At 68.2% G+C, this 19,056-nt stretch carries 19 protein-coding genes; 6 read left to right on the top strand and 13 right to left on the bottom strand.

Translation table 11 applies throughout. The annotated features are described in order from the left end of the window. Positions 1-3: 3 nt before the first annotated feature. Together ACFXIV_RS07700 and ACFXIV_RS07705 are read right to left on the bottom strand one after the other, a co-directional pair. A complete protein-coding gene (locus tag ACFXIV_RS07700) occupies positions 4-1,164 on the bottom strand; it encodes a low temperature requirement protein A (RefSeq protein ID WP_379393346.1) in 1,161 nt (386 codons plus the stop codon). A gap of 21 nt (positions 1,165-1,185) precedes the next feature. Continuing rightward, positions 1,186-1,911: an SDR family oxidoreductase gene (locus tag ACFXIV_RS07705; RefSeq protein WP_379393344.1), complete on the bottom strand. Its 726-nt coding sequence runs from the start codon at positions 1,909-1,911 to the stop codon at positions 1,186-1,188. Positions 1,912-2,030: 119 nt separating this feature from the next. Here ACFXIV_RS07705 and ACFXIV_RS07710 point away from each other — a divergent pair, with 119 nt between their 5' ends. Next, the gene (locus ACFXIV_RS07710) at positions 2,031-2,630 is read left to right on the top strand and encodes a TetR/AcrR family transcriptional regulator (protein ID WP_379393342.1); all 600 of its coding nucleotides are present in this window, start codon (positions 2,031-2,033) and stop codon (positions 2,628-2,630) included. Here the strand turns inward: ACFXIV_RS07710 and ACFXIV_RS07715 are convergent. From ACFXIV_RS07715 to ACFXIV_RS07740, 6 genes are all read right to left on the bottom strand, one after another. Continuing rightward, entirely contained in the window at positions 2,602-3,246 is a 645-nt protein-coding gene (locus ACFXIV_RS07715) for a MerR family transcriptional regulator (RefSeq protein ID WP_379393340.1), read from the bottom strand. The genes ACFXIV_RS07710 and ACFXIV_RS07715 overlap by 29 nt on opposite strands. 172 nt (positions 3,247-3,418) lie before the next feature. Next, on the bottom strand, positions 3,419-4,873 hold the full coding sequence (locus ACFXIV_RS07720) for a catalase (RefSeq protein WP_379393338.1): 1,455 nt from the start codon (positions 4,871-4,873) through the stop codon (positions 3,419-3,421). Positions 4,874-5,386: 513 nt separating this feature from the next. Further along, the gene (locus ACFXIV_RS07725) at positions 5,387-6,637 is read right to left on the bottom strand and encodes a helix-turn-helix domain-containing protein (RefSeq protein WP_379393336.1); all 1,251 of its coding nucleotides are present in this window, start codon (positions 6,635-6,637) and stop codon (positions 5,387-5,389) included. Between the two features lie 751 nt (positions 6,638-7,388). Further along, positions 7,389-8,420, bottom strand: coding sequence for an aspartate-semialdehyde dehydrogenase (locus tag ACFXIV_RS07730; protein ID WP_364621396.1), 1,032 nt, complete (start codon positions 8,418-8,420; stop codon positions 7,389-7,391). Positions 8,421-8,424: 4 nt separating this feature from the next. Next, positions 8,425-9,690 (bottom strand): aspartate kinase, encoded by a 1,266-nt coding sequence (locus ACFXIV_RS07735; RefSeq protein WP_354838925.1) that lies wholly within the window; start codon positions 9,688-9,690, stop codon positions 8,425-8,427. A gap of 112 nt (positions 9,691-9,802) precedes the next feature. After that, positions 9,803-10,261, bottom strand: coding sequence for an SgcJ/EcaC family oxidoreductase (locus ACFXIV_RS07740; RefSeq protein WP_379393334.1), 459 nt, complete (start codon positions 10,259-10,261; stop codon positions 9,803-9,805). Positions 10,262-10,358: 97 nt separating this feature from the next. Here ACFXIV_RS07740 and ACFXIV_RS07745 point away from each other — a divergent pair, with 97 nt between their 5' ends. Further along, a complete protein-coding gene (locus tag ACFXIV_RS07745; RefSeq protein WP_379393332.1) occupies positions 10,359-10,823 on the top strand; it encodes a MarR family winged helix-turn-helix transcriptional regulator in 465 nt (154 codons plus the stop codon). 13 nt (positions 10,824-10,836) lie between these two features. On the opposite strand, the gene ACFXIV_RS07750 is transcribed toward ACFXIV_RS07745, so the two are convergent. Then, positions 10,837-11,412, bottom strand: a complete 576-nt coding sequence (locus ACFXIV_RS07750; RefSeq protein ID WP_379393330.1) for a dihydrofolate reductase family protein — start codon at positions 11,410-11,412, stop codon at positions 10,837-10,839. A gap of 72 nt (positions 11,413-11,484) precedes the next feature. On the opposite strand from ACFXIV_RS07750, the gene ACFXIV_RS07755 reads away from it, so the two are divergent. From ACFXIV_RS07755 to ACFXIV_RS07770, 4 genes are all read left to right on the top strand, one after another. Then, positions 11,485-12,063 carry a TetR/AcrR family transcriptional regulator gene (locus ACFXIV_RS07755; protein ID WP_379393328.1) on the top strand — a complete coding sequence of 193 codons (579 nt, stop codon included), beginning with the start codon at positions 11,485-11,487 and terminating at the stop codon, positions 12,061-12,063. Positions 12,064-12,094: 31 nt separating this feature from the next. Next, positions 12,095-12,277 carry a DUF1918 domain-containing protein gene (locus ACFXIV_RS07760; RefSeq protein WP_354838910.1) on the top strand — a complete coding sequence of 61 codons (183 nt, stop codon included), beginning with the start codon at positions 12,095-12,097 and terminating at the stop codon, positions 12,275-12,277. A 194-nt stretch (positions 12,278-12,471) separates the two neighbouring features. Continuing rightward, positions 12,472-13,062, top strand: a complete 591-nt coding sequence (locus ACFXIV_RS07765; RefSeq protein ID WP_379393326.1) for an SRPBCC family protein — start codon at positions 12,472-12,474, stop codon at positions 13,060-13,062. A gap of 91 nt (positions 13,063-13,153) precedes the next feature. Further along, a complete protein-coding gene (locus ACFXIV_RS07770) occupies positions 13,154-14,362 on the top strand; it encodes a low temperature requirement protein A (protein WP_379393324.1) in 1,209 nt (402 codons plus the stop codon). A 28-nt stretch (positions 14,363-14,390) separates the two neighbouring features. Here the strand turns inward: ACFXIV_RS07770 and ACFXIV_RS07775 are convergent, their stop codons facing one another. The 4 genes from ACFXIV_RS07775 to ACFXIV_RS07790 form a co-directional block, all read right to left on the bottom strand. Further along, entirely contained in the window at positions 14,391-15,179 is a 789-nt protein-coding gene (locus ACFXIV_RS07775) for an ion transporter (RefSeq protein WP_379393322.1), read from the bottom strand. 90 nt (positions 15,180-15,269) lie between these two features. After that, a complete protein-coding gene (locus ACFXIV_RS07780; protein WP_379393320.1) occupies positions 15,270-16,838 on the bottom strand; it encodes a GMC oxidoreductase in 1,569 nt (522 codons plus the stop codon). 218 nt (positions 16,839-17,056) lie between these two features. Beyond that, entirely contained in the window at positions 17,057-17,767 is a 711-nt protein-coding gene (locus ACFXIV_RS07785; protein ID WP_379393318.1) for a type 1 glutamine amidotransferase, read from the bottom strand. Beyond that, positions 17,764-19,014 carry a MurT ligase domain-containing protein gene (locus tag ACFXIV_RS07790; RefSeq protein ID WP_379393622.1) on the bottom strand — a complete coding sequence of 417 codons (1,251 nt, stop codon included), beginning with the start codon at positions 19,012-19,014 and terminating at the stop codon, positions 17,764-17,766. The genes ACFXIV_RS07785 and ACFXIV_RS07790 overlap by 4 nt, the downstream gene beginning before the upstream one ends. Positions 19,015-19,056 lie beyond the last annotated feature (42 nt).

The raw sequence follows: 19,056 nt of genomic DNA on the forward strand, positions 1-19,056 counted from the left end.
GATTCAGCCCAACGTCGCCAGCCGACGGCGCTGGGCCGGAGTCTCCACCACCACCGAGCCGATCACCAATCCGGCCAGCACGCCGAGCAATCCCGCCACCGGAATGCGGGTCGCGATCGGCAGCAGCCCCGCCACCAGCACGGCGGTGAGCAACCGGATCACCACGACGCTCTCGCGAATTCCGGTGAAGGCGGCCCGGGTCAGCGCTACCGAGACCAGGTACACGATCACGCCGCCGACGACACAGTCCGCGGCGGTGGCATTCGAATGCGCGCTGCCGCCGGTCACCGCGATGCCCATCGACGCGCCGGCCAAGGCCAGACCGAGCAGCAGCGGCAGGTGCCCGAAGGTGTAGAGGTGCAGCAGTTTTCCGGTGCGCGCCAGCTCGGTGTGCGACCCCGGGCGTATTCCGCTGCCATTGAAGTAGGACCACCACAGGCCCACGGTGAGCGCGAAGGCAGCGGCCGCGGTCACCGCCGCCCAGCCGGCGGTGTGTACCGCCGCGAGGCCATTGGTGAAGCCCAGCACGGATTCGCCCAGGATCACAATGGTGAAGAGCCCGAAGCGTTCTCGCAGATGGTCGGTCTCCTGCTCGACGCCGGCCAGCCGCCGGGTCACCACCAGCGGCAGGGCCAGCTCCATGAGCATGGCCAGCGTCCAGGCGCCGTAGCGCAGCGGGCCGGCGTCGCAGGCGAGGCCGCCGAGCCAGCCCACCGCGCTCACGGCCGAACCCAGTGTGAACGAACGGAACACGGCCCGCAGTGCCGGATTCCGCCGGGAATCCCAGGCGTACAGCAGGGCGACACCGGCCCGGGCCACCAGGTACGCGAGGACGAATCCCGCGTCCACGCCCCGGCTCTGGCCGACCGCACCCGCGAACACCGCCATGCCCACGATGCCGGTCAGCCCGAAACTGGTGAGCAGGCGGTGGGCCGCGGTATCCCGATCGGCCCGATTGGCGTGCACCGCGTACAGGACCCAGGCCCACCACAGCGGCACGAACAGTCCGGCCGCCGCGGCCACCGATCCGGCATCGGGGTGCGCGCCCACCCGATGCGTGATCTGGCCGACCGCCGCGGCGAACACCAGATCCCCGAAACATTCGAACCAGGTGGCCCGGCGCGGTGTGGTGGTTTCCGGTGCGGCGGCGGAGCTTTCGAGCATGCCGACCAAACTACTGGCCGGTCAGCGACCCGTCGCGAGACTGGTGCCGCCATTGGCGTCGAGCACGACGCCGGTGATGAATCCGTTGATGGCCAGCATGTGGATGGCGCGGGCGATGTCCTCGGGGCGGCCGACGCGGCCGACCGGGGTGGTCGCCACCAGGCCGTCGAACAGAGCGGTGCGCTGCGCCTCGGGAACCCGGTCCCACCACGGGGTGTCGATGACGCCCGGGGAGACGGCATTGATGCGCAGTGGGGCGAGTTCGACGGCGAGCGGCGGCACCATGGCGTCGAGCGCGCCGTTGATGGCGGCCAGGCCCGCGGTGCCGGGGAAGGCCGAGCGGGACGAGCCCGCGGTCACCAGGGTGACCGAGCCCTGCGAGTCCAGGTGCGGGAGCGCGGCTTTCAGGATGCGCACCTGCGGCCAGAACTTGCCGTCGAAGCCGGCGGCCAGCTGGTCCAGATCGAGGTCGGCGAAGGGACCGCTGCCGGCCGAGCCGCTCACCGAGATGACCAGGTGGTCGATGGTCCCGGCCTGGGCGAAGAAGGCGTCGATATCGGCCTGGCCGGTGGCGTCCAGGGCGTAGCCGGTGGTCTTGCCGCCGATACGCGCGACGGCCGCGTCGAGCTTGTCCCGCCCGCGACCGGTGATGACGACCTCGGCGCCGTCGGCCGCGAAGGCGGTGGCGGTGGCCTCGCCGATGCCGGAGCTGCCACCCATGACGACGACGCGCGGTGTTGTGGTCATTGTCGGAAACCCTCTCTGTCGCTGTCCGTCTATTCTTACGGAACTGACAGTCTCGACAACACTGTTGGCGAGACTTTTAGTCTCGACAAAGCGGTGAGGTGCGTCACAGGAGGGCGATCATGGAAAGCACGGCGGCACAGCCCAATCCGGCGCGACCACACACCGGGCGACGGCGCAACGAAGCCACCCGGCAGGCCATCCTCGATGCCTCGCTGCGGCTGCTCGGCGAATCCGACGGCGCACCGGTCACCATCGACGCCATCGCGCGGGCGGCCGGCGTCGGAAAGCAGACCGTGTACCGGTGGTGGCCGTCCAAGGGCGCGGTCCTGCTGGACGCGCTCACCGAACGGTCGGCGCTCGAGGTGCCGCCTCCGGACAGCGGCTCGCTGCGCACCGACCTGCGCACCCTCATGGAAGCGACTTTCCGTGGCGCACAGAGCAGTTCGACCGCACCCGCGCTGCGCACGCTGGTGCGCGAGGCGGCACACGACCCGCATCTCGCGGAGCTGTTGCAGACCTTCACCGCGCAGCGCCGGGCAGCGGTGCGGGCCGTGCTCGAGCGCGGGCGGCTACGCGGCGAACTGCCCGCCGGCGCCGATCTCGATCTGCTGGTCGACCAGTTCTACGGGGTGTTCTGGTACCGCTTCATCCTCGGCCACGCGCCCCTGGACGACGCGCTCGCCGAACGGCTCACCGACTCGATGCTGGCCGGCCGCTGAAGAATTCGGCCGAGCGATCGGTCTGTGCCAGATGCCGCAGCGCGGCGATGAGCTCGTCACCGAGCACGTTTCCGACCACGACCGTCTCGGCCATGCTGTCGATATCGCCGCGCGAGGTCAGCACGGCCATATCCAGTTCGGCGATCGACTCCAGGGCGTGGGCGTAGTCGTCGAGGCGGTCCGCGATATCGCCGTGGCCGAGCTGGCGCAGCGCGCCGACCACCTCGGCGGCGGCCGACACCGCCGGATTGTCGCGACCGACGCGCCAGCCCAGGCGATCGAGCATGGCCTCCACCTCGGCGCGGGCGGCGGTCCGAGATTCCTCGTCGCAGAAGGCGATGCTGCGGGCGGCGGTGTGCTGGGCGACGCCGAGGATCTTGTGGGTGCCGAGATCCGGATCGTCCAGGGCCGCGATCACCTCGCGCGCCGAGGCGATGGAGAGCCCGCCGACCTCGACGAGCGCCCGGATCAGCCGCAGGCGGCGCAGATGCGCGTCGTCGTACTGCGCCTGATTGTGGCCGGTCGCCTCGCCCTTGGGCAGCAGGCCTTCCCGCAGGTAGTACTTGATCGTCGGGGTGGACACGCCACTGGCCTTGCTCAGCTCCCCGATTCGCATCGGACCTCCTCGTCGCCGCGCGGGGCTTGCCCACCGAGCCACCATCATAGATAGCCGCGTTATGGACACCGCAGCTATCCGCTGCGCGGATATGACGAAGGCCCGCGCCACAATTCGCGACGCGGGCCTCGTGCGGGGTCCGGGGAAGCCCCGGACTGTCCCGGGATTCGGGTCAGAGCTGCTCGCGGACGCCGATCTCGATGCGCTTGCCGAGCTCGGCGTCGACACTCTTCCAGTAGTCGAAGACCCGGCTCAGGATCGGCTCGCGCACGCCGCCCAGGATGTGGCCGACGACATTGCCCACCAGGCGATCCCGCTCGGCGTCGTTCATGACCTCGCGGACCAGGGTGCCGGCCTGCGCGAAGTCGTTGCCCTCGCGGTGCTGGAGGTAGCCGGCCCGGACCATGGCCGGGTCGAACGCCCAGGCGCCGTCGTCGATGGCGCGCGCCGGATCGGCGTGCGGGCCGCCGAAGGAGTTGGGCGCGTACACCGGAACGCTCGCGGCATTGTGCGCGAAGCGCATGGCGCCGTCCTGCGAGTAGGAGTTCACCGGCGCGGCCTTGGCCCGGTTCGGCGGCAGCTGCTCGTGGTTCGCGCCGATGCGGTAGCGGTGCGCGTCGGCGTAGGCGAAGACGCGGCCCAGCAGCATCTTGTCGGGCGAGAAGGCAATGCCGGGAACCACATTCGAGGGCGCGAAAGCGGCCTGCTCGATGTCCACGAAGAAGTTCGCGGGGTTGCGGTTCAGGGTCCAGCGGCCGACCTCGATGAGCGGGTAGTCCTGCTGCGACCAGACCTTGGTCAGGTCGAACGGGTTGAAGCGGTAGTTGTCCGCCTCGGCGACCGGCATGATCTGGACCTTCAGGGTCCAGCTCGGGAAGTCGCCGCGCTCGATGGCCTGGTACAGGTCGCGACGGTGGAAGTCGGCGTCCTTACCGGCGAGCTCGTCGGCCTCGGCCTGGGTCAGGTTCTTGATGCCCTGGTCGGTCTTGAAGTGGTACTTCACCCAGAAGCGCTCGCCGGCCTCGTTGATCCACTGGTAGGTGTGCGAGCCGAAGCCGTCCATGTGGCGCAGGGTGGCCGGGATGCCGCGGTCGCCCATGAGCCAGGTGACCTGGTGGGCGGTCTCCGGGCGCAGGGTCCAGAAGTCCCACTGCATGTTCGCGTCGCGCAGGCCGGAGCCGGGCAGGCGCTTCTGCGAGTGGATGAAGTCGGGGAACTTGATCGGGTCCTTGATGAAGAACACCGGGGTGTTGTTGCCGACGATGTCGTAGTTGCCCTCGGTGGTGTAGAACTTCACCGCGAAACCGCGCGGGTCGCGCCAGGTGTCGGGGCTGCCCTGCTCACCGGCGACGGTGGAGAAACGCACCAGCGACTCGGTGCGGGTGCCAGGCTGGAACAGCGCGGCCTTGGTGTAGCGGCTGACATCACCGGTAACCACCAGTTCGCCGAACGCGCCCGAACCCTTGGCGTGCACCACGCGCTCGGGCACCCGCTCCCGGTTGAAGTGGGCGAGCTTCTCGATCAGGTAGTGATCGTGCAGCAGGATCGGGCCCTGTGTGCCCGCGGTGAGCGATTCGTTGTCGCTGGGCACCGGGGCGCCGGTATTGGTGGTGGTCGCCTTGGTCATGTTTTCGAGCGTGCCGAGTTTTCTGGAACTAGTCAAGAAAAGTCCGCAGGGCGGTGAGTAAACAAAGGTATATACAGTCCGGACGCGCAGGTTCGGCAAATATCGAGCGAAGGATTATCGCGGGACCACGGGTGGCGCTGTCGGCGGATGGTTCGGCGGCCGGGGGACGCCCGAGGTCCATCGGGGCGGGGTCAGCGCCTCGGCGTGCCGGCCACGCGCGGCCAGCAGCTCGATCACGCTGATCCGCACCTCAGGGTGACACCGGACACCATCGCGGCACCGTTGCCCAGATCACAGTGCCCACCCCGGAATAGATCCGGCGGACCCCGGGTTGATCCCCCTTGCCGGCGTCGGAACAGCCCCGGGCCGCACCCTTCGTCGCTACGAGCGACCACTCGCCGAGAGGCGCTTGTTGGGCGTCGGCTTCAACTTTCCGGGTTCGCCCGAGCGGCATGCGTCGGACCCGGCTCGCGCACACCGGGATTCGCTGACCGGCCGCCACCCCTGGTTCGCTCAGGGGGTGACCGCGGCGCGGCCCGCCAGCTCCCGTAGTTCGTCGGCCGGTCGGCGACCGGCGAACTGCAGCAGATCACGCACCACTTCGCGGGCGCGATGATCGGTGTGCACCAGTTCGGGGGTTAGTCGCTCGGCATTGAGCAACGCTTCCAATGCCTCGCTCGCCTGCCGCCGCTGCGCGTGCGCGCGGGCCACATCGACCAGGAAGCGCGCCTGCCGCTCCGGAGACAGGATCGAGGCGTCGACGGTGCGCGCGGTATCGAGCGCCTCGCCGGCGTCGCCCAGTTCAACCGCCACGGCCACCGCGTGCACGGCGACCCCGGTCGGACCGAACTCGGTGTCGAAATCGTTGCGGCCCTCGCCCAGCCGGTCGGCGGCGGCGCGCGCCGCTGCCAGCCCGGTGCGGGCAGCCGTGCGATTCCCGTCCGTCGCCGCGATCACCGCCAGCATCAGCTGCAGAGATCCGTAGAGCGACAGCACTTCCGGCCGCGGCTGCTCGGCCGCGACCTGCGCGGCCAGCGCGGCCACCGACACTCGCGCCGCCTGCTCGGCCTGTTCCAGGCGTTGCAGACGCAGGAAAGCCTGTGCCATGCGATAGGTTCCGGCCACCACGCTCAGCGCGTCACCGGATTCCTCGGCCGCGGACAGTGCGCGATCGGCCGCGACCCACGCCGCGTCGACCTCTTCCTGGCGGGTGAACGCGGTCGCGGCCACCTGATAGGCGCGCGAGAGCAGGGTCAGCACCTCCGGCCGCCGCGTGGCATCCGCCCGCGCGGCGTGCTCGAGATCCGGAATCAGTTCCAGCAGACTGCTGCCCACCTCGACCAGCCGGGATTCGTGCGCCAGCTGCCAGGCCAGGTCCACTCGCTGTTGCAGCTCCGGCAGTTTCGCGGCCGCAGTGCTCAGCTCGAGACTGCGATCGGCCTCGTCTCCGAAGAGCTGTTCCAGCGCGGGATGCCCGGTGAGCAGCAGCCGCAGCTGCTCGAACACCGCCGAGCCGGGCCGATGCCCGTCACCGCGGTCTGCGGCAATCGGTTCGGCCGCTTCGGGACGCAGATCGCGTACCGCCACTCCGAGCACGTCCGCCAGTCTTTGCAGAACGGACAGTCGCTCAACAGGCAGCACGTCTCGCTCGACCTGCGACACCCAGCTTTCCGAGCGCCGAATCGCCGCTCCCAACTCTTTCTGCGATAGTCCCCGCCGCCGGCGCAACTCCGCTACCCGTGCCCCAAGGGTACTTTCGGCCACCGGGTCAAACTCCTTCTGCCTGATCGGCTTTCCCGGCCGTCACCGCCCGCTTGTTTCGCCGATGTCTACCATGCCCTTCTCCTTCCGCCCTTTCCATCCAGAGGGGGGATCTGTCGACAAGGATTCCAGACCGACCGAGCTTACGGCGCACAGTATGGAACATGGATTTTTCTTATTGCACCGCAATTTTTCTGTGTTTAACGTTTGAAGAGGACCCGTCGAACCAATCGGACGACAAGAGGTGGTCATGCCCGGCGAACTTCTCTTCTTCCTACTCGGAGCCGGAATCGGCGGCGCGGCAATGTGGTTCGCGGCGTGCGCCCTTGCGGCCACCAAGTATTCCTCCACTGCCGACGGGGCGACGGTGCAAAGCATCACCGCGCGCCTCGAACGCGAGGGTATCCGGAACTCGCGCTCGATGAAAGGTCAACCAGCCTCGCATCGGGCACCATCGAGATGACCGCCGTGCCGAAAACCGGCGAAGTCCATGTGCGCCTGCGGTTTCCCGGAGGAATGATCTTGGATTACCGCGCGGAACGCGCAATTGCCGAACGCCTCGCTGCGCATTTGCGCCCGCATCGCATAGAAGTCGTGATCGACGGGCTCCGGACCGATCGACTACCGCCGCTCCCCTGTGCCGAACTTTGGGCGGATTGACCGACTCCAGGGAGCCTATCGCATTGACGCCTGGACAATATCCGAAAACGGACCGTGCACTTTCTTGTGCACGGTCCGTAACGGATAGATCTGATCAGTTGTTCAAAAGAACTTCCGCGATCTGAATCGTGTTGAGCGCGGCGCCCTTACGCAGGTTGTCGCCGGAGATGAACAGCGCCAGACCGCGGCCGTCCGGCACACCCGGATCCTGGCGGATGCGGCCCACCAGCGACTCGTCGATACCGGCGGCGGCCAGCGGGGTGGGGACGTCGGTGAGCTTCACACCCGGCGCCTTCGCCAGCAGCTCCTCGGCGCGCTCCACCGAAAGCGGCTGCGCGAATTCGGCATTGATCGACAGCGAGTGGCCGGTGAAGACCGGGACGCGCACACAGGTGCCGCTCACCAGCAGATCCGGCAGACCCAGGATCTTGCGGGACTCGTTGCGCAGCTTCTGATCCTCGTCGGTCTCGCCGCTGCCGTCGTCCACCAGCGAACCCGCCAGCGGGATCACGTCGAAGGCGATCGGGGCCACGTACTTGTTCGGCGCCGGGAATGCCACGGCCGAACCGTCGTGCACCAGCTTCTCGGCATCGCCGATGACGGCGCGCACCTGCGAGGCCAGCTCCTCCACACCGGCCAGGCCGGAGCCCGACACCGCCTGGTAGCTGGAGACGATCAGCCGCTGCAGCCCGGCCTCGTCGTGCAGCACCTTGAGCACCGGCATGGCGGCCATGGTGGTGCAGTTCGGGTTGGCGATGATGCCCTTGACCAGGTTGCGGGTGGCCTCCGGGTTCACCTCGGAGACGACCAGCGGCACCTCGGGGTCCTTGCGCCAGGCCGAGGAGTTGTCGATGACGGTGACACCGGCGGCCGCGAAACGCGGCGCCTGCACCCGGGACATGGTGGCGCCGGCCGAGAACAGCGCGATGTCCAGTCCGCTCGGGTCGGCGGTCTCGGTGTCCTCGACCACGATGTCGCGGCCGCGGAACGGCAACGTCTTGCCCGCCGAACGCGCGGATGCGAAGAACCGCACCTCGTCGGCCGGGAAGTTGCGCTCCTCCAGCAGCTTTCGCATGACCGCGCCGACCTGACCGGTCGCGCCGACGACGCCTACACGCACACCCATGCCGCTACCGTCCCGTTCCGCCGTGCACGACCGCGACCTCGTCGCCGCCCAGATCGAACGACGAGTGCAGCACCTTCACGGCCTCGTCCAGGTCGGTGTCCTTGACCAGCACCGAGATCCGGATCTCCGAGGTGGAGATCAGGTCGATGTTGATGCCCGCGTCGGCCAGCGACTCGCAGAAGGTGGCGGTCACGCCCGGGTGCGACTTCATGCCCGCGCCGACCAGCGACACCTTGCCGATGTGGTCGTCGTACACGACCTGGGAGAAGCCGATGTCGCCCTGCCGCCTGGTGAGCAGCTCGACGGCGCGCGGGCCCTCCAGCTTGGGCAGGGTGAAGGTGATGTCGGTCTTACCCGTCTCCACCTTGGAGATGTTCTGCAGCACCATGTCGATATTGATCTCGGCATCGGCGACCGCGCGGAACACCTTGGCGGCGTAGCCGGGCTCGTCCGGAATGCCGACCACGGTCACCTTGGCCTCGCTGCGGTCGTGCGCGACGCCCGTGAGGATTGCTTGCTCCAAGGGGATGTCCTCCATCGATCCGGTAATCATGGTGCCCGTCTTGTCGGTGTACGAGGACCGCACGTGAACGGGCACGTTGTAGCGGCGCGCGTACTCGACGCAACGCAGCATGAGAACTTTCGAGCCGCAGGCGGCCATCTCCAGCATTTCCTCGTAGGAGACGGTGTCCAGCTTCTGGGCGTCGGAGACGATGCGCGGGTCGGCGGAGAAGACGCCGTCCACATCGGTGTAGATCTCGCAGACATCGGCATTGAGCGCGGCGGCCAGCGCGACGGCGGTGGTGTCGGAACCACCGCGGCCCAGCGTGGTCACGTCCTTGCTGTCCTGGCTCACACCCTGGAAGCCCGCGACCAGCACGATGGTGCCCTGCCCGAGCGCCTGCTGCACCCGGCCCGGGGCCACGTCGATGATCTTGGCATTGCCGTGCGTGCCCGTGGTGATGACACCGGCCTGCGAGCCGGTGAACGAACGAGCCTCGGCGCCCAGCGAGTGAATGGCCATGGCGACCAACGCATTGGAGATGCGCTCACCCGAGGTGAGGAGCATGTCCATCTCGCGGGCCGGAGCGGCCGGCGCGACCTGCTGGGCCAGATCCAGCAGTTCGTCGGTGGTGTCGCCCATGGCGGAACACACGACGACCACATCGTGGCCGAGCTTCTTGGTCTCGACGATCCGCTCGGCGACCCTCCGGATGCGCTCGGCGGTGGCGACCGAGGATCCTCCGTACTTCTGGACGACGAGAGCCACGGCGGAAATCCTCCAAGATCGACAAACTGCTGCTACCGACCCACAAGACTACCGGCCCAGGTCCACGACTTTTCGTCCCACCTCCCGTCCACGGATTCCAGTCACCCGGCAGCTATTCCGGCGCCGACATCCGCACGCCCGGATCATGCTTGGCGACAAGGGTGTTGAACAGCCAGCTGTACTTGGTGTTGTGGAAGGCGGCGAAGCCCCACTCGCCGTCCCGCCGCACCGCGACGTACACGTTCACCTTGGTGTTGAAGCGGTTCCGGCGGCGCTTGCCCTTCACCACCGCGCCACGGCCGTGCACGACCGCGACATCCGGGGTGACGAACCGCAGACCGGTGATCTCACCGTCGAGGCGGGTGCCCTTCATGTACTTCGCGAACAGCGGTTCGTGCGAGGCCCGGATCGCCTCGCGCCCCCGCAGCCGGGCGCCGAACCAGGTGACGTAGTCGGCGTCCGGCGTGAAGACCTCGGCGTAGGCGGCGGCATCCCCGTCCGCCCATGCCTGATTCGACCGGTCGAACAGCGCGCGAACGGCGGTTTCGTCGGTGATCTGCTGAACAGTCATGACATCTCTCCCGAAGATATCTGAACGAGTCATCAACTGACTTGAGAAGTAGTTGACTCATTCAGATATTGTCCGAGTGAGACTAAGCTGTCAAGGGATGAGCGAGAAACACGACGAGCTGGGCGCCGCCCTCACCTTCGCCGCCCAACGCAGCGCCACCGACGCCGTGATGCTGCACGGGGCCATGGCCGACAAGCTCGGCCTGCACGTCACCGACCTGCGCTGTCTCAATATGCTGCGCATCGGCGGCCCGGCCACCGCGGGCGAACTGGCCCAGCGCACCGGCCTCACCACCGGGGCCATCACCCGGATGATCGACCGGCTGCTGAAGGGCGGATTCGTACGGCGCGAACACGATTCGAAGGATCGGCGCCGGGTGATCATCACCGCCCTGGAAGACCGCATCGACGAGATCGCACCGCACTACGAGTTCCTGGCAACGGAATTCGCCAAGATCGCCCGCGATTATTCGGACGAGCAGTTGGAGCTACTGCTCGAGATCTTCAACCGGCTGCACGAGACCTCGATGGACGTCACCACCCGGCTCCGCGAAAGCGATTGAGCACGAACGGGACTCAGGCCCGGTCGAGCCAGGTGACCTGCGTGCCGTTGCCGAATTCCCGGCGCTGGGTGACCTCGAACCGGGACGGGCTGAAGTTGCCGATGATCATGGGCAGGCCCGCACCCGCGATGACCGGGTAGCTCTTGAGGATCAAACGGTCGATCTCGCCGATCAGCTGTCCTGCCAGATTCGCGCCGCCGCAGAGCCAGATGTCCAGGCCCTCTTCCTTTTTCAGGCGCCGGACCAGTTCGACCGGATCACCCGAGACGATCTCCACCTGCGGATTGTCCACCGGCGCAAGGGTGGTCGAGAAGACGTACTGCTTCAGGTGGTTGTACGGGCTGTCGGTGCCGGCGGCCAGGCCGGGTTCGTAACTGCCGCGACCCATGAGGACCGTGTCGATCTGCCGGTTCGGCGTATCGACCGGCAGACCGACCAGTTCGCGAAGGTGGGTCGGGACCGTCTCCGGCATGGCCTCGCCGAACCAGGCCATCAGGTCGTCGCCGGTCGGATAGAAGTCGTATTCCCCCTGCGGACCGGCGATGTAGCCGTCGAGGGAGACCGCCACGTAGTAGACGAGCTTTCGCATTGTTTACCGCCTTGTTCGTAGTACTATGTCCGTAGTGATTACGAACGTAGTACTACACATGGAGTGGTGTCAATGGTTCGAACGAATCCGGAACGACGCAATGCCCTGATCGACGCGGCCATCGAGGTCCTGGCCCGCGACGGCGCGCGCGGACTCACCTTCCGCGCGGTCGACAAGGAGGCCCGGGTGCCCGCGGGCACCGCCTCGAACTACTTCGCCAATCGCGACGAACTCCTGATCCAGGCCGGGCACCGTTTCTACGAGCGGCTACAACCCAGCAAGGAGACGATGGACCATCTCTTCACCGGCCCGCGCACCCGCGAGACCATCGCGGAACTGATGGCGGAGACCGTCACCCGCATCACCGGGTTCCGCACCGGCTACCTCGCCCTGCTGGAACTCCGACTCGAGGCCACCCGCCGCCCGGAGCTGCAGGCGATCCTCGCCGAGCGGGTGCGCGCGGACCTCGATTTCAATGTCCGCAACCATCTGGACTCCGGCCTGCCCGGCGACGCCGACTCGGTGACGCTGCTCTACCTGGCCCTGAACTGGCTGATCGTCGAACGACTCACACTGCCGGACATCTTCACCGACGAGGAGGCGGCCCGGTTGGTGCGCATGGCGGTGGAACGTGCCATTCCGACCTTGTGACGAGCATCACCAGGGGCGAATAATCCCAGGTATGCATGCAAGTGTCGGTGATCATCTGGTCATCCATGGGCGCAATGTCGGACTCCCCGATCACACCGCGGAAATCGTCGAAGTGCGCGGCGCGGAAGGTGAGCCGCCCTACGTGGTGCGGTTTGCCGACGGCCGTACGAGCCTGGTGTTCCCGGGCCCGGACTCCGTGGTGGAGCCGGGCTGACGACACCCGGTCACAACCCGTTTCGGCCGCGTTAGCCCAAGATTTTCCGATCACGCCCCGGCGTGACCGGATAGCCCTGCCGAGCAGGGAAATCGGGACTTACCAGACCGACCAGTCGGTCAGAAGCGAGGGGTAGCACAGTTGACTCTCCGAGCGACCCTGGTCACAATCGGTGCCCGAATGGAAGGGTAGATATGAGAACGAAGACTGATCACCGGTTCGTCATCGACATCGATCCCGGACAGGTGATGGATGCGTTGCTCATGGTCGAGCAAATGCCCGACTGGTCCCCCTCCCATCAGGACGTCCGGGTCGCCACCCGCGACAAGCGCGGCCGCCCCAAGCGCGTCTACGTGTCGGCCAATCTCATGGGCCGCCCCGACCGGCAGGTCGTCGAGTACACCTGCACCGAGAACCGCGTCGAATGGCGGGTTTCCGAATCCAGCGCCGGCGCCGGCGGCAAGGGCTGGTTCGACCTCGGCGAAACCGAGGACGGCGCCACCGAGGTCTGGTACCACTCCGAGGTCTACCTGCCGATTCCCGCGCCCGGCATGCTGCTCAAGCGCACCGCCCGCCGCGAGGGCGACGCGATGATCAGCAACTTCATCGCATTCGTCGAATCCGTCACCGGCGTCCAAGGACTCGGCGAGGTGGACGAAGCGTCCTACACCGAATCGGCCGCCTTCGAGCAGCCCGGTCAGGCCCAGCCCGGGTACGCCCAGCCGGGCTACGCGCAGCGCCTGGACTACGGCCGCAATTTCGAGCCCGGCTTCGGCACCGCCTAGGCCGGCCCCGAACACTCGCGGCTGATCGCGAACAGCGAACAGTCGTGATCGGCACTGCCTTTCGAGCCGCGCATTGGGCAGGATGTCCCTCATGCCCGGTCCCGTACGCACCCGCATGATGCCCGTCGCCGAGGACGCCTCGGTGACGCAGCTGGAACTGTTCTTCGACCTGGTGATCGTCTTCGCCTTCACCATGGTCACCGACTTCGCCGCGCACGAGACCACCGCGGTCAATCTGCTGCGCGCACTGCTCATTCTGGCCATGCTGTGGTGGGGCTGGATCGGCTACTCCTGGCTCGGCAATGTGGTCAAGGCCGATGAGGGCATCGCCCGGGTGGCCATGTTCGTGGCCATGGGCGCGGCGTTCATGATCGCGCTCACCATTCCCGAGTCCTTCCACGATCTGCCGGGCGGCTGGTACGGGCCACTGGTGTTCGTCATCGCGTATCTGGCCGTCCGGCTGGTCCATCTGACCGTGTTCTGGATGGCCAGCAGTCACGACGCCCAGCTACGCCGGCAGGTGATCCGCTGGGCCGCAGGCTCACTCAGCGTGGCCAGCGTGCTGCTGGTGGCCGGCGCGCTCACCACCGGGACCGCGCAGCTGGGGCTGTGGCTGGCGGCGCTGGTCTGGGACATGGGCTGGACGTTCTTCGCGGGCAACGAGTGGCGGCTCTACTCGCCCTCGCACTTCGCCGAACGGTACGGGCTGATCGTCATCATCGCGCTGGGCGAATCCATCGTGTCCATCGGCGTCGGCGTGGCCGGGCTGCCGATCTCCTGGTCCATCACCGTGGGCTCGATGCTGGGCCTGGGCGTGGCGGGCCTGCTGTGGTGGGCGTACTTCGATGTGGCCGCGCTGGTCGTGGAGCACGCGATGCATCGCGCCGGCGGCGAGCGGCGCATCCAGATCGCGCGCAACTGCTACACCTTCTGGCACTTCCCGATGATCGCCGGAATCGTGGCCATGGCACTGGGTTTGAAGAAGGTGCTCAACTACGTGGGTGGGGCGCAAGGACATTCGCTCAGCGACGAGCTGCACGGGATCCCGCTGTTCGCGCTGTACGGCGGTGTGATCGCGTACCTGGTCGCCCTGGTCGGGTTCCGGCACTACGCGACCGGCAAGGTGCTGGTGCCGCGACTGGTGACGGCGGTGGTGCTGCTGGCCCTGATCCCGCTGGCGTCGGCGATGCCCGCACTGGCCGCGCTCGGCATGCTCTGCGCGGTCCTGCTGGCGCTCATCGTGTTCGAGGTGGTGCGCTATGCCCAGCCGCGCGATCTGATCCGGCACGGGCTCGACTGAGGCCCTCGAACACGCGGCCGGCGACGGCTCAGGGCCGCGGGGTGAGCCGATTGTCGATGGCCTCCGGCACCCGCTCCCCCGAGTTCACGGCCTCGCGGATCTGATTGATGTTCTCGCGCAGGGCATCCGCCACCAGCTCGTCGGTGCGCGGATCGGCGAGCACCTGCAGCACGACGCGGAAACTGGCGTCGGCGATGCCGCGAATCATCTCCTCGTGGAACGGGACATAGCGCACCTTCCCCAGCTGGGGATCACTGCGGATCACCTCGAGGATCATCTGGTCGATCTCGGAACGGTTCTCCTCCAGCGCATTCGCGATATTGCGGGTGTATCGGCCACACCGCAAAACCTCGGCGACCTCGTCCAGCACGGCCACCGTGATCGGGCGCTCGATGGCCTCGACGATGGCGCCGATCGAGCGGTTCACCACGGCCGCGGTGATCCGGTCGCCGAACGCGCGGTCGGCCACCCGGCCCACCCGCACCGCGATCACCACGATGCGCAGCAGCCGGAAACCGCGGAAGAACGGACTGGTCACCGGGACCATGCCGAGGACCTCGTACCAGTAGATGAAGGGGAAGGTCCAGCTCCAGCCCTCACGCCGCCAGCGCCACAGGAATTCGGCGAGGAACACCGCGCAGATGCTGTAGTCCGTGATGCGGATCGTGCGGTAGGTGTGATCGGAGACCGGGAAGAAGGTCACCCAGGTGACGAGCGCGACCGAGACCACCGCGAGCCCGAGCATGACGAAATCGGTCCACAGGGTGGGAGGCTTGTGGGGGAATTCATCCTCATCCGCTGCGCCGAGCTCGATCACGACGTCCCCTTCCTCATCGAACGGTCCCGCCAGCGTAGTCGGCGCAAACGACCGCGCGGCGGGCTTCGAGGGGCCGGGCGGCCGGGCCGGCTACTTCCCCGCCCGGATGATCGCCTCGATATTGCGTTCCGCCACAGCGGTGATGGTGAGCGACGGGTTCACCGTCGCGGTGCTGCCCGGGATACCCGCGCCGTCCATGACGTACAGGCCCGGATGCCCGATGACCCGGCCGTAGGCGTCGGTGGCCTGCCCCAGCACCGCCCCGCCCAGCGGGTGCGCGGTGAAGAAGCCTTGCGCGTCGAAGCCGATCGGCGTGTAGTTCACCAGCGAGCGGTCGGCCTGCGCCACCCGTTGATCGACCGCGCGGCAGGCGGCGACCACCTGATCCTGGGCCGCCCTGGGCCAGCTCAGTCCCACCGCGTTGCGGCCGGCGTCGTAGCCGAAGCGGGCCCGGGTCGGATCCAGCGTGATGCCGAGCGAGCCGATGGCGCCCGTGTCCACCGGAATGCCCGGCACATACCAGCTTTCGAGGTGCAGCGGCATGCCCGAGTCGTCGAAGATGCGACTGGCACTGGGCACGCCACCGCCGGTCATGGACAGCGAGCTGACGCTGCGGGCCAGCACCACATCGCCATTGGTGCCCCAGCCGTCGCCCACATGCTCGTTGAGGTTGGGCAGGGCGCCGGTGGCCTGGGCGCGCACCAGCAGTTCGGAGGTGCCCACCGAGCCCGCGCCGAGGAACAGGCGGTCGCAGGTGAGGGTGCGGCTGCCGAGCACCTGGCCGGTCGGGGCCAGCTTGGTCACCGTGACCACGTACTTGCCGCTGCCGTCCTGGCCGATGGCGTCCACCCGGTGGCCCGGGTAGATGGCCGAGCGGCCGGTGCCCTCGGCGTAGCGCAGGTAGTTCTGGTTCAGATCGAACTTGGCGCCATTGGAATTGCCGAGATTGCTGCGCGACGCGGTGGCCGAGGCCCGGCTCGCTCCCGCCAGCTCGGCGCGGATCACATCCCAGTTGAAGATCGAATCATTGGCCTGCGGTTCGTAACCCGCGGCCCGCACCTGCTGATCCCATACCCGCGAATGGGTGAAGGGCACGGAGTCGTACACATCCTGCGGCATGGTGGATAGTCGCAGCATCTGGCGGACGCGCGGGTAGTAGACCGAATCGAGTTCGTCGTAGTTCACCACGCCCCCGAAGACCTGGTCGAACAGGTGCCGCGGTGGCGCGACCATGGCGCCGCTGAACACGATGGACCCGCCGCCCACCGCCGCCGCGCGCCACACGTCGATGCCCGGATACTCCGTGACGTCCAGCACGCCACCGAAATCCGAGCACGGCAAGGGCACCTTGGTGATGCCGGTGAAGCTGGTGCGATGCCAGAAGCCGCGCCCGTCGGGCAGGTCGTCGCCGGTGAAGATCTCCCGCCACGGGTCGTTGGGCCAGCGCGAGCCGCGCTCGAGCACGGTGTTCTGCACGCCCGCCTCGGCCAGCCGCAGCGCGGTCACCGCGGCCCCGAAGCCGGAGCCGATGACGATGGCCTCGCTGTGTTCCGGCGGATCCGGCAGCGGCGCAAAGATTTCCGGTACCCACGCCTGGTACAGCGCGTTCCACAACGGATTGGCCGACGCCGGTCCGGCGCCGCGACCGGCGGTACCCATCCCGACACCTGCCAGCAGAGCCGCCGAAACAGCAGCCTTCAACACGGCACGCCTACGCAAGCGGCCACCTCCCTCATCACGCATGGCCGCGCGCGAGATTACCGGCCGCTCGGCAACGCCTCAACAGGTTGGTGAGAGATCACCACCGAGATATGCGGGCCGGCTATGTGTTTCCACACTTCACCTGCGGCGCGGGACCGAGCGGAGGCCGGCCGGTGTCAGGCCCGCAGGCGCTCGCGGCGGAGCTGGTCGACCTCCGGGAGATCCAGGGCCGGAAGCGAATCCACGCCCAGCGCCCGGGTCAGCAGATAGTCGGCGAGCTCGGGGTTACGGGCCAGGGCCGGGCCGTGCATGTAGGTGCCGAGCACCGAACCCTGGATGACGCCCTCGAGGCCGTCGCCCACTCCGTTGCCGACGCCCTTGGTGACGCGCCCCAGCGGTTTGGCGTCGCCGCCGAGTTTGGTTCCGCCACGGTGGTTCTCGAAGCCCGTGAGGGGCTGTGAGAGGCCCGGAACGAGCGGCTGGGTCGCCACCTCGCCGATGGCGCGCTTCTCCTGCGGGGAGGTGGTGACATCGAACAGGCCGACGCCGTCCACACGTTCCCCGGAGGAGGTCTCGTACCAGTGGCCGAGCACCTGGATGGCGGCGCAGATGGCCAGCACCGGAGCGCCGCGCTCGGCGGCCTCCTGCAGGCCCGGGTGGCGCTGCAGGTGGCGGGTGGCCAGGCGCTGGGCCGAGTCCTCCGCGCCGCCCAGGGTGTAGACGTCCAGCGAGTTGGGAACCGGCTCGGTGAGCGGGATTTCGATGATCTCGGCGTCGTAGCCGCGCATGCGCAGGCGCTGGCGCAGCACCACGGCATTGCCGCCGTCGCCGTAGGTGCCCATGACGTCGGGCAGGACCAGGCCGATGCGGACGGTCGATTCACTCATGCGCGGGCCCCAGTCTCCAGGTCGCGGTTCAGGTCGCGGAACGCGGTGTAGTTGGCCAGCACCTCGACCCGTCCCGGCGGGCAGGAGGCGATGGCGTCCAGCGGATCCGCGACGGTGATGTGCTCGACGCCGGCGTAGGTGAGCCGGACCGCGAGATCGGTGGCGCGCTCCCCGGCGGCCACCACCTGGGTGCCCTCGAAGTGCTCGAAGCGGACGTCCCACAGCCAGGACAGGTCCTCGCCGTCGGGCACCTGGCCGTTGACCGCGATCACCAGACCCGTTGCGGCCGGATCGATCATGGACAGCGCCTCCTGCCAGCCGGCCGGATTCTTGGCCAGCAGCATGCGGGTGCGGCGGCCGTCGACCTCGACCGTCCGATAGCGGCCCGCGATCTCGCGCACGGTGCCCGCGGCGGCCGCGGCCGCGTCCGGATCCGCACCCAGCGCCACCGCGGCGGCCACCGCCTGCGCGGCGTTGCCGCGATTGGCGCGCCCCGGAAGGGCAAGGGCGAGCGGGATTTCCAGGCCGTCCGGCCCGGACAGCGTGTGCTCGCCGACCCGCCACTGCGGCACGGGCCGCTGGAAGTCCGCGCCCGTGCTGTACCAGTGCTCGCCCTCCCACACGATGGGCTCGCCGCTGCGCGGGCAGCTGGTGGCGTCCACCGACCAGCCGCTGCCGGCCGACACCCACACCACGTTCGGGTGGTCGTAGGCGATGGAGGTGACCAGCACGTCGTCGCAGTTGGCGATGAGCACGGCCGCGGGATGCCGCGCCATGCCCTCGCGCAGGCGGCGCTCGATCATATTGATCTCGCCGACCCGGTCCAGCTGGTCCCGGGAGAGGTTCAGCAGCACCACCACCGACGGGTTCAGCGCGTCGGCGACATGCGGCAGATGCAGTTCGTCCACCTCGATGGCGGCCAGCGGCGCGCTGCGGTGCGCGGTGAGCGCGGCCACGATCCCGGCGTCCATGTTCGCGCCGTCGGCCTGGGTGGCGACACTGCTGAGTCCGCGGCGATCGGCGCCGCCCAGGGTCTGCAGCGCCGCGGCGGTCATGCGGGTGGTGGTGGACTTGCCATTGGTGCCGGTCACCAGCACGGTGCGCTTGCCGCGACCCAGCTGGGTCATGAGGGAGGGATCGATCTTCAGCGCGATCAGCCCGCCGATCATCGAGCCGTTGCCCCGCCCGGCCCGCCGCGAGGCCCACGACGCCGCCGTCGCCGCCCGCAGCGCCAGCTGTCCGCGCATCGAGATGTCTGCCACGACGCGAGTTTATGGGGATGGCGGGCG

The organism is Nocardia sp. NPDC059236 (assembly GCF_042754085.1).
Taxonomy (GTDB): domain Bacteria; phylum Actinomycetota; class Actinomycetes; order Mycobacteriales; family Mycobacteriaceae; genus Nocardia.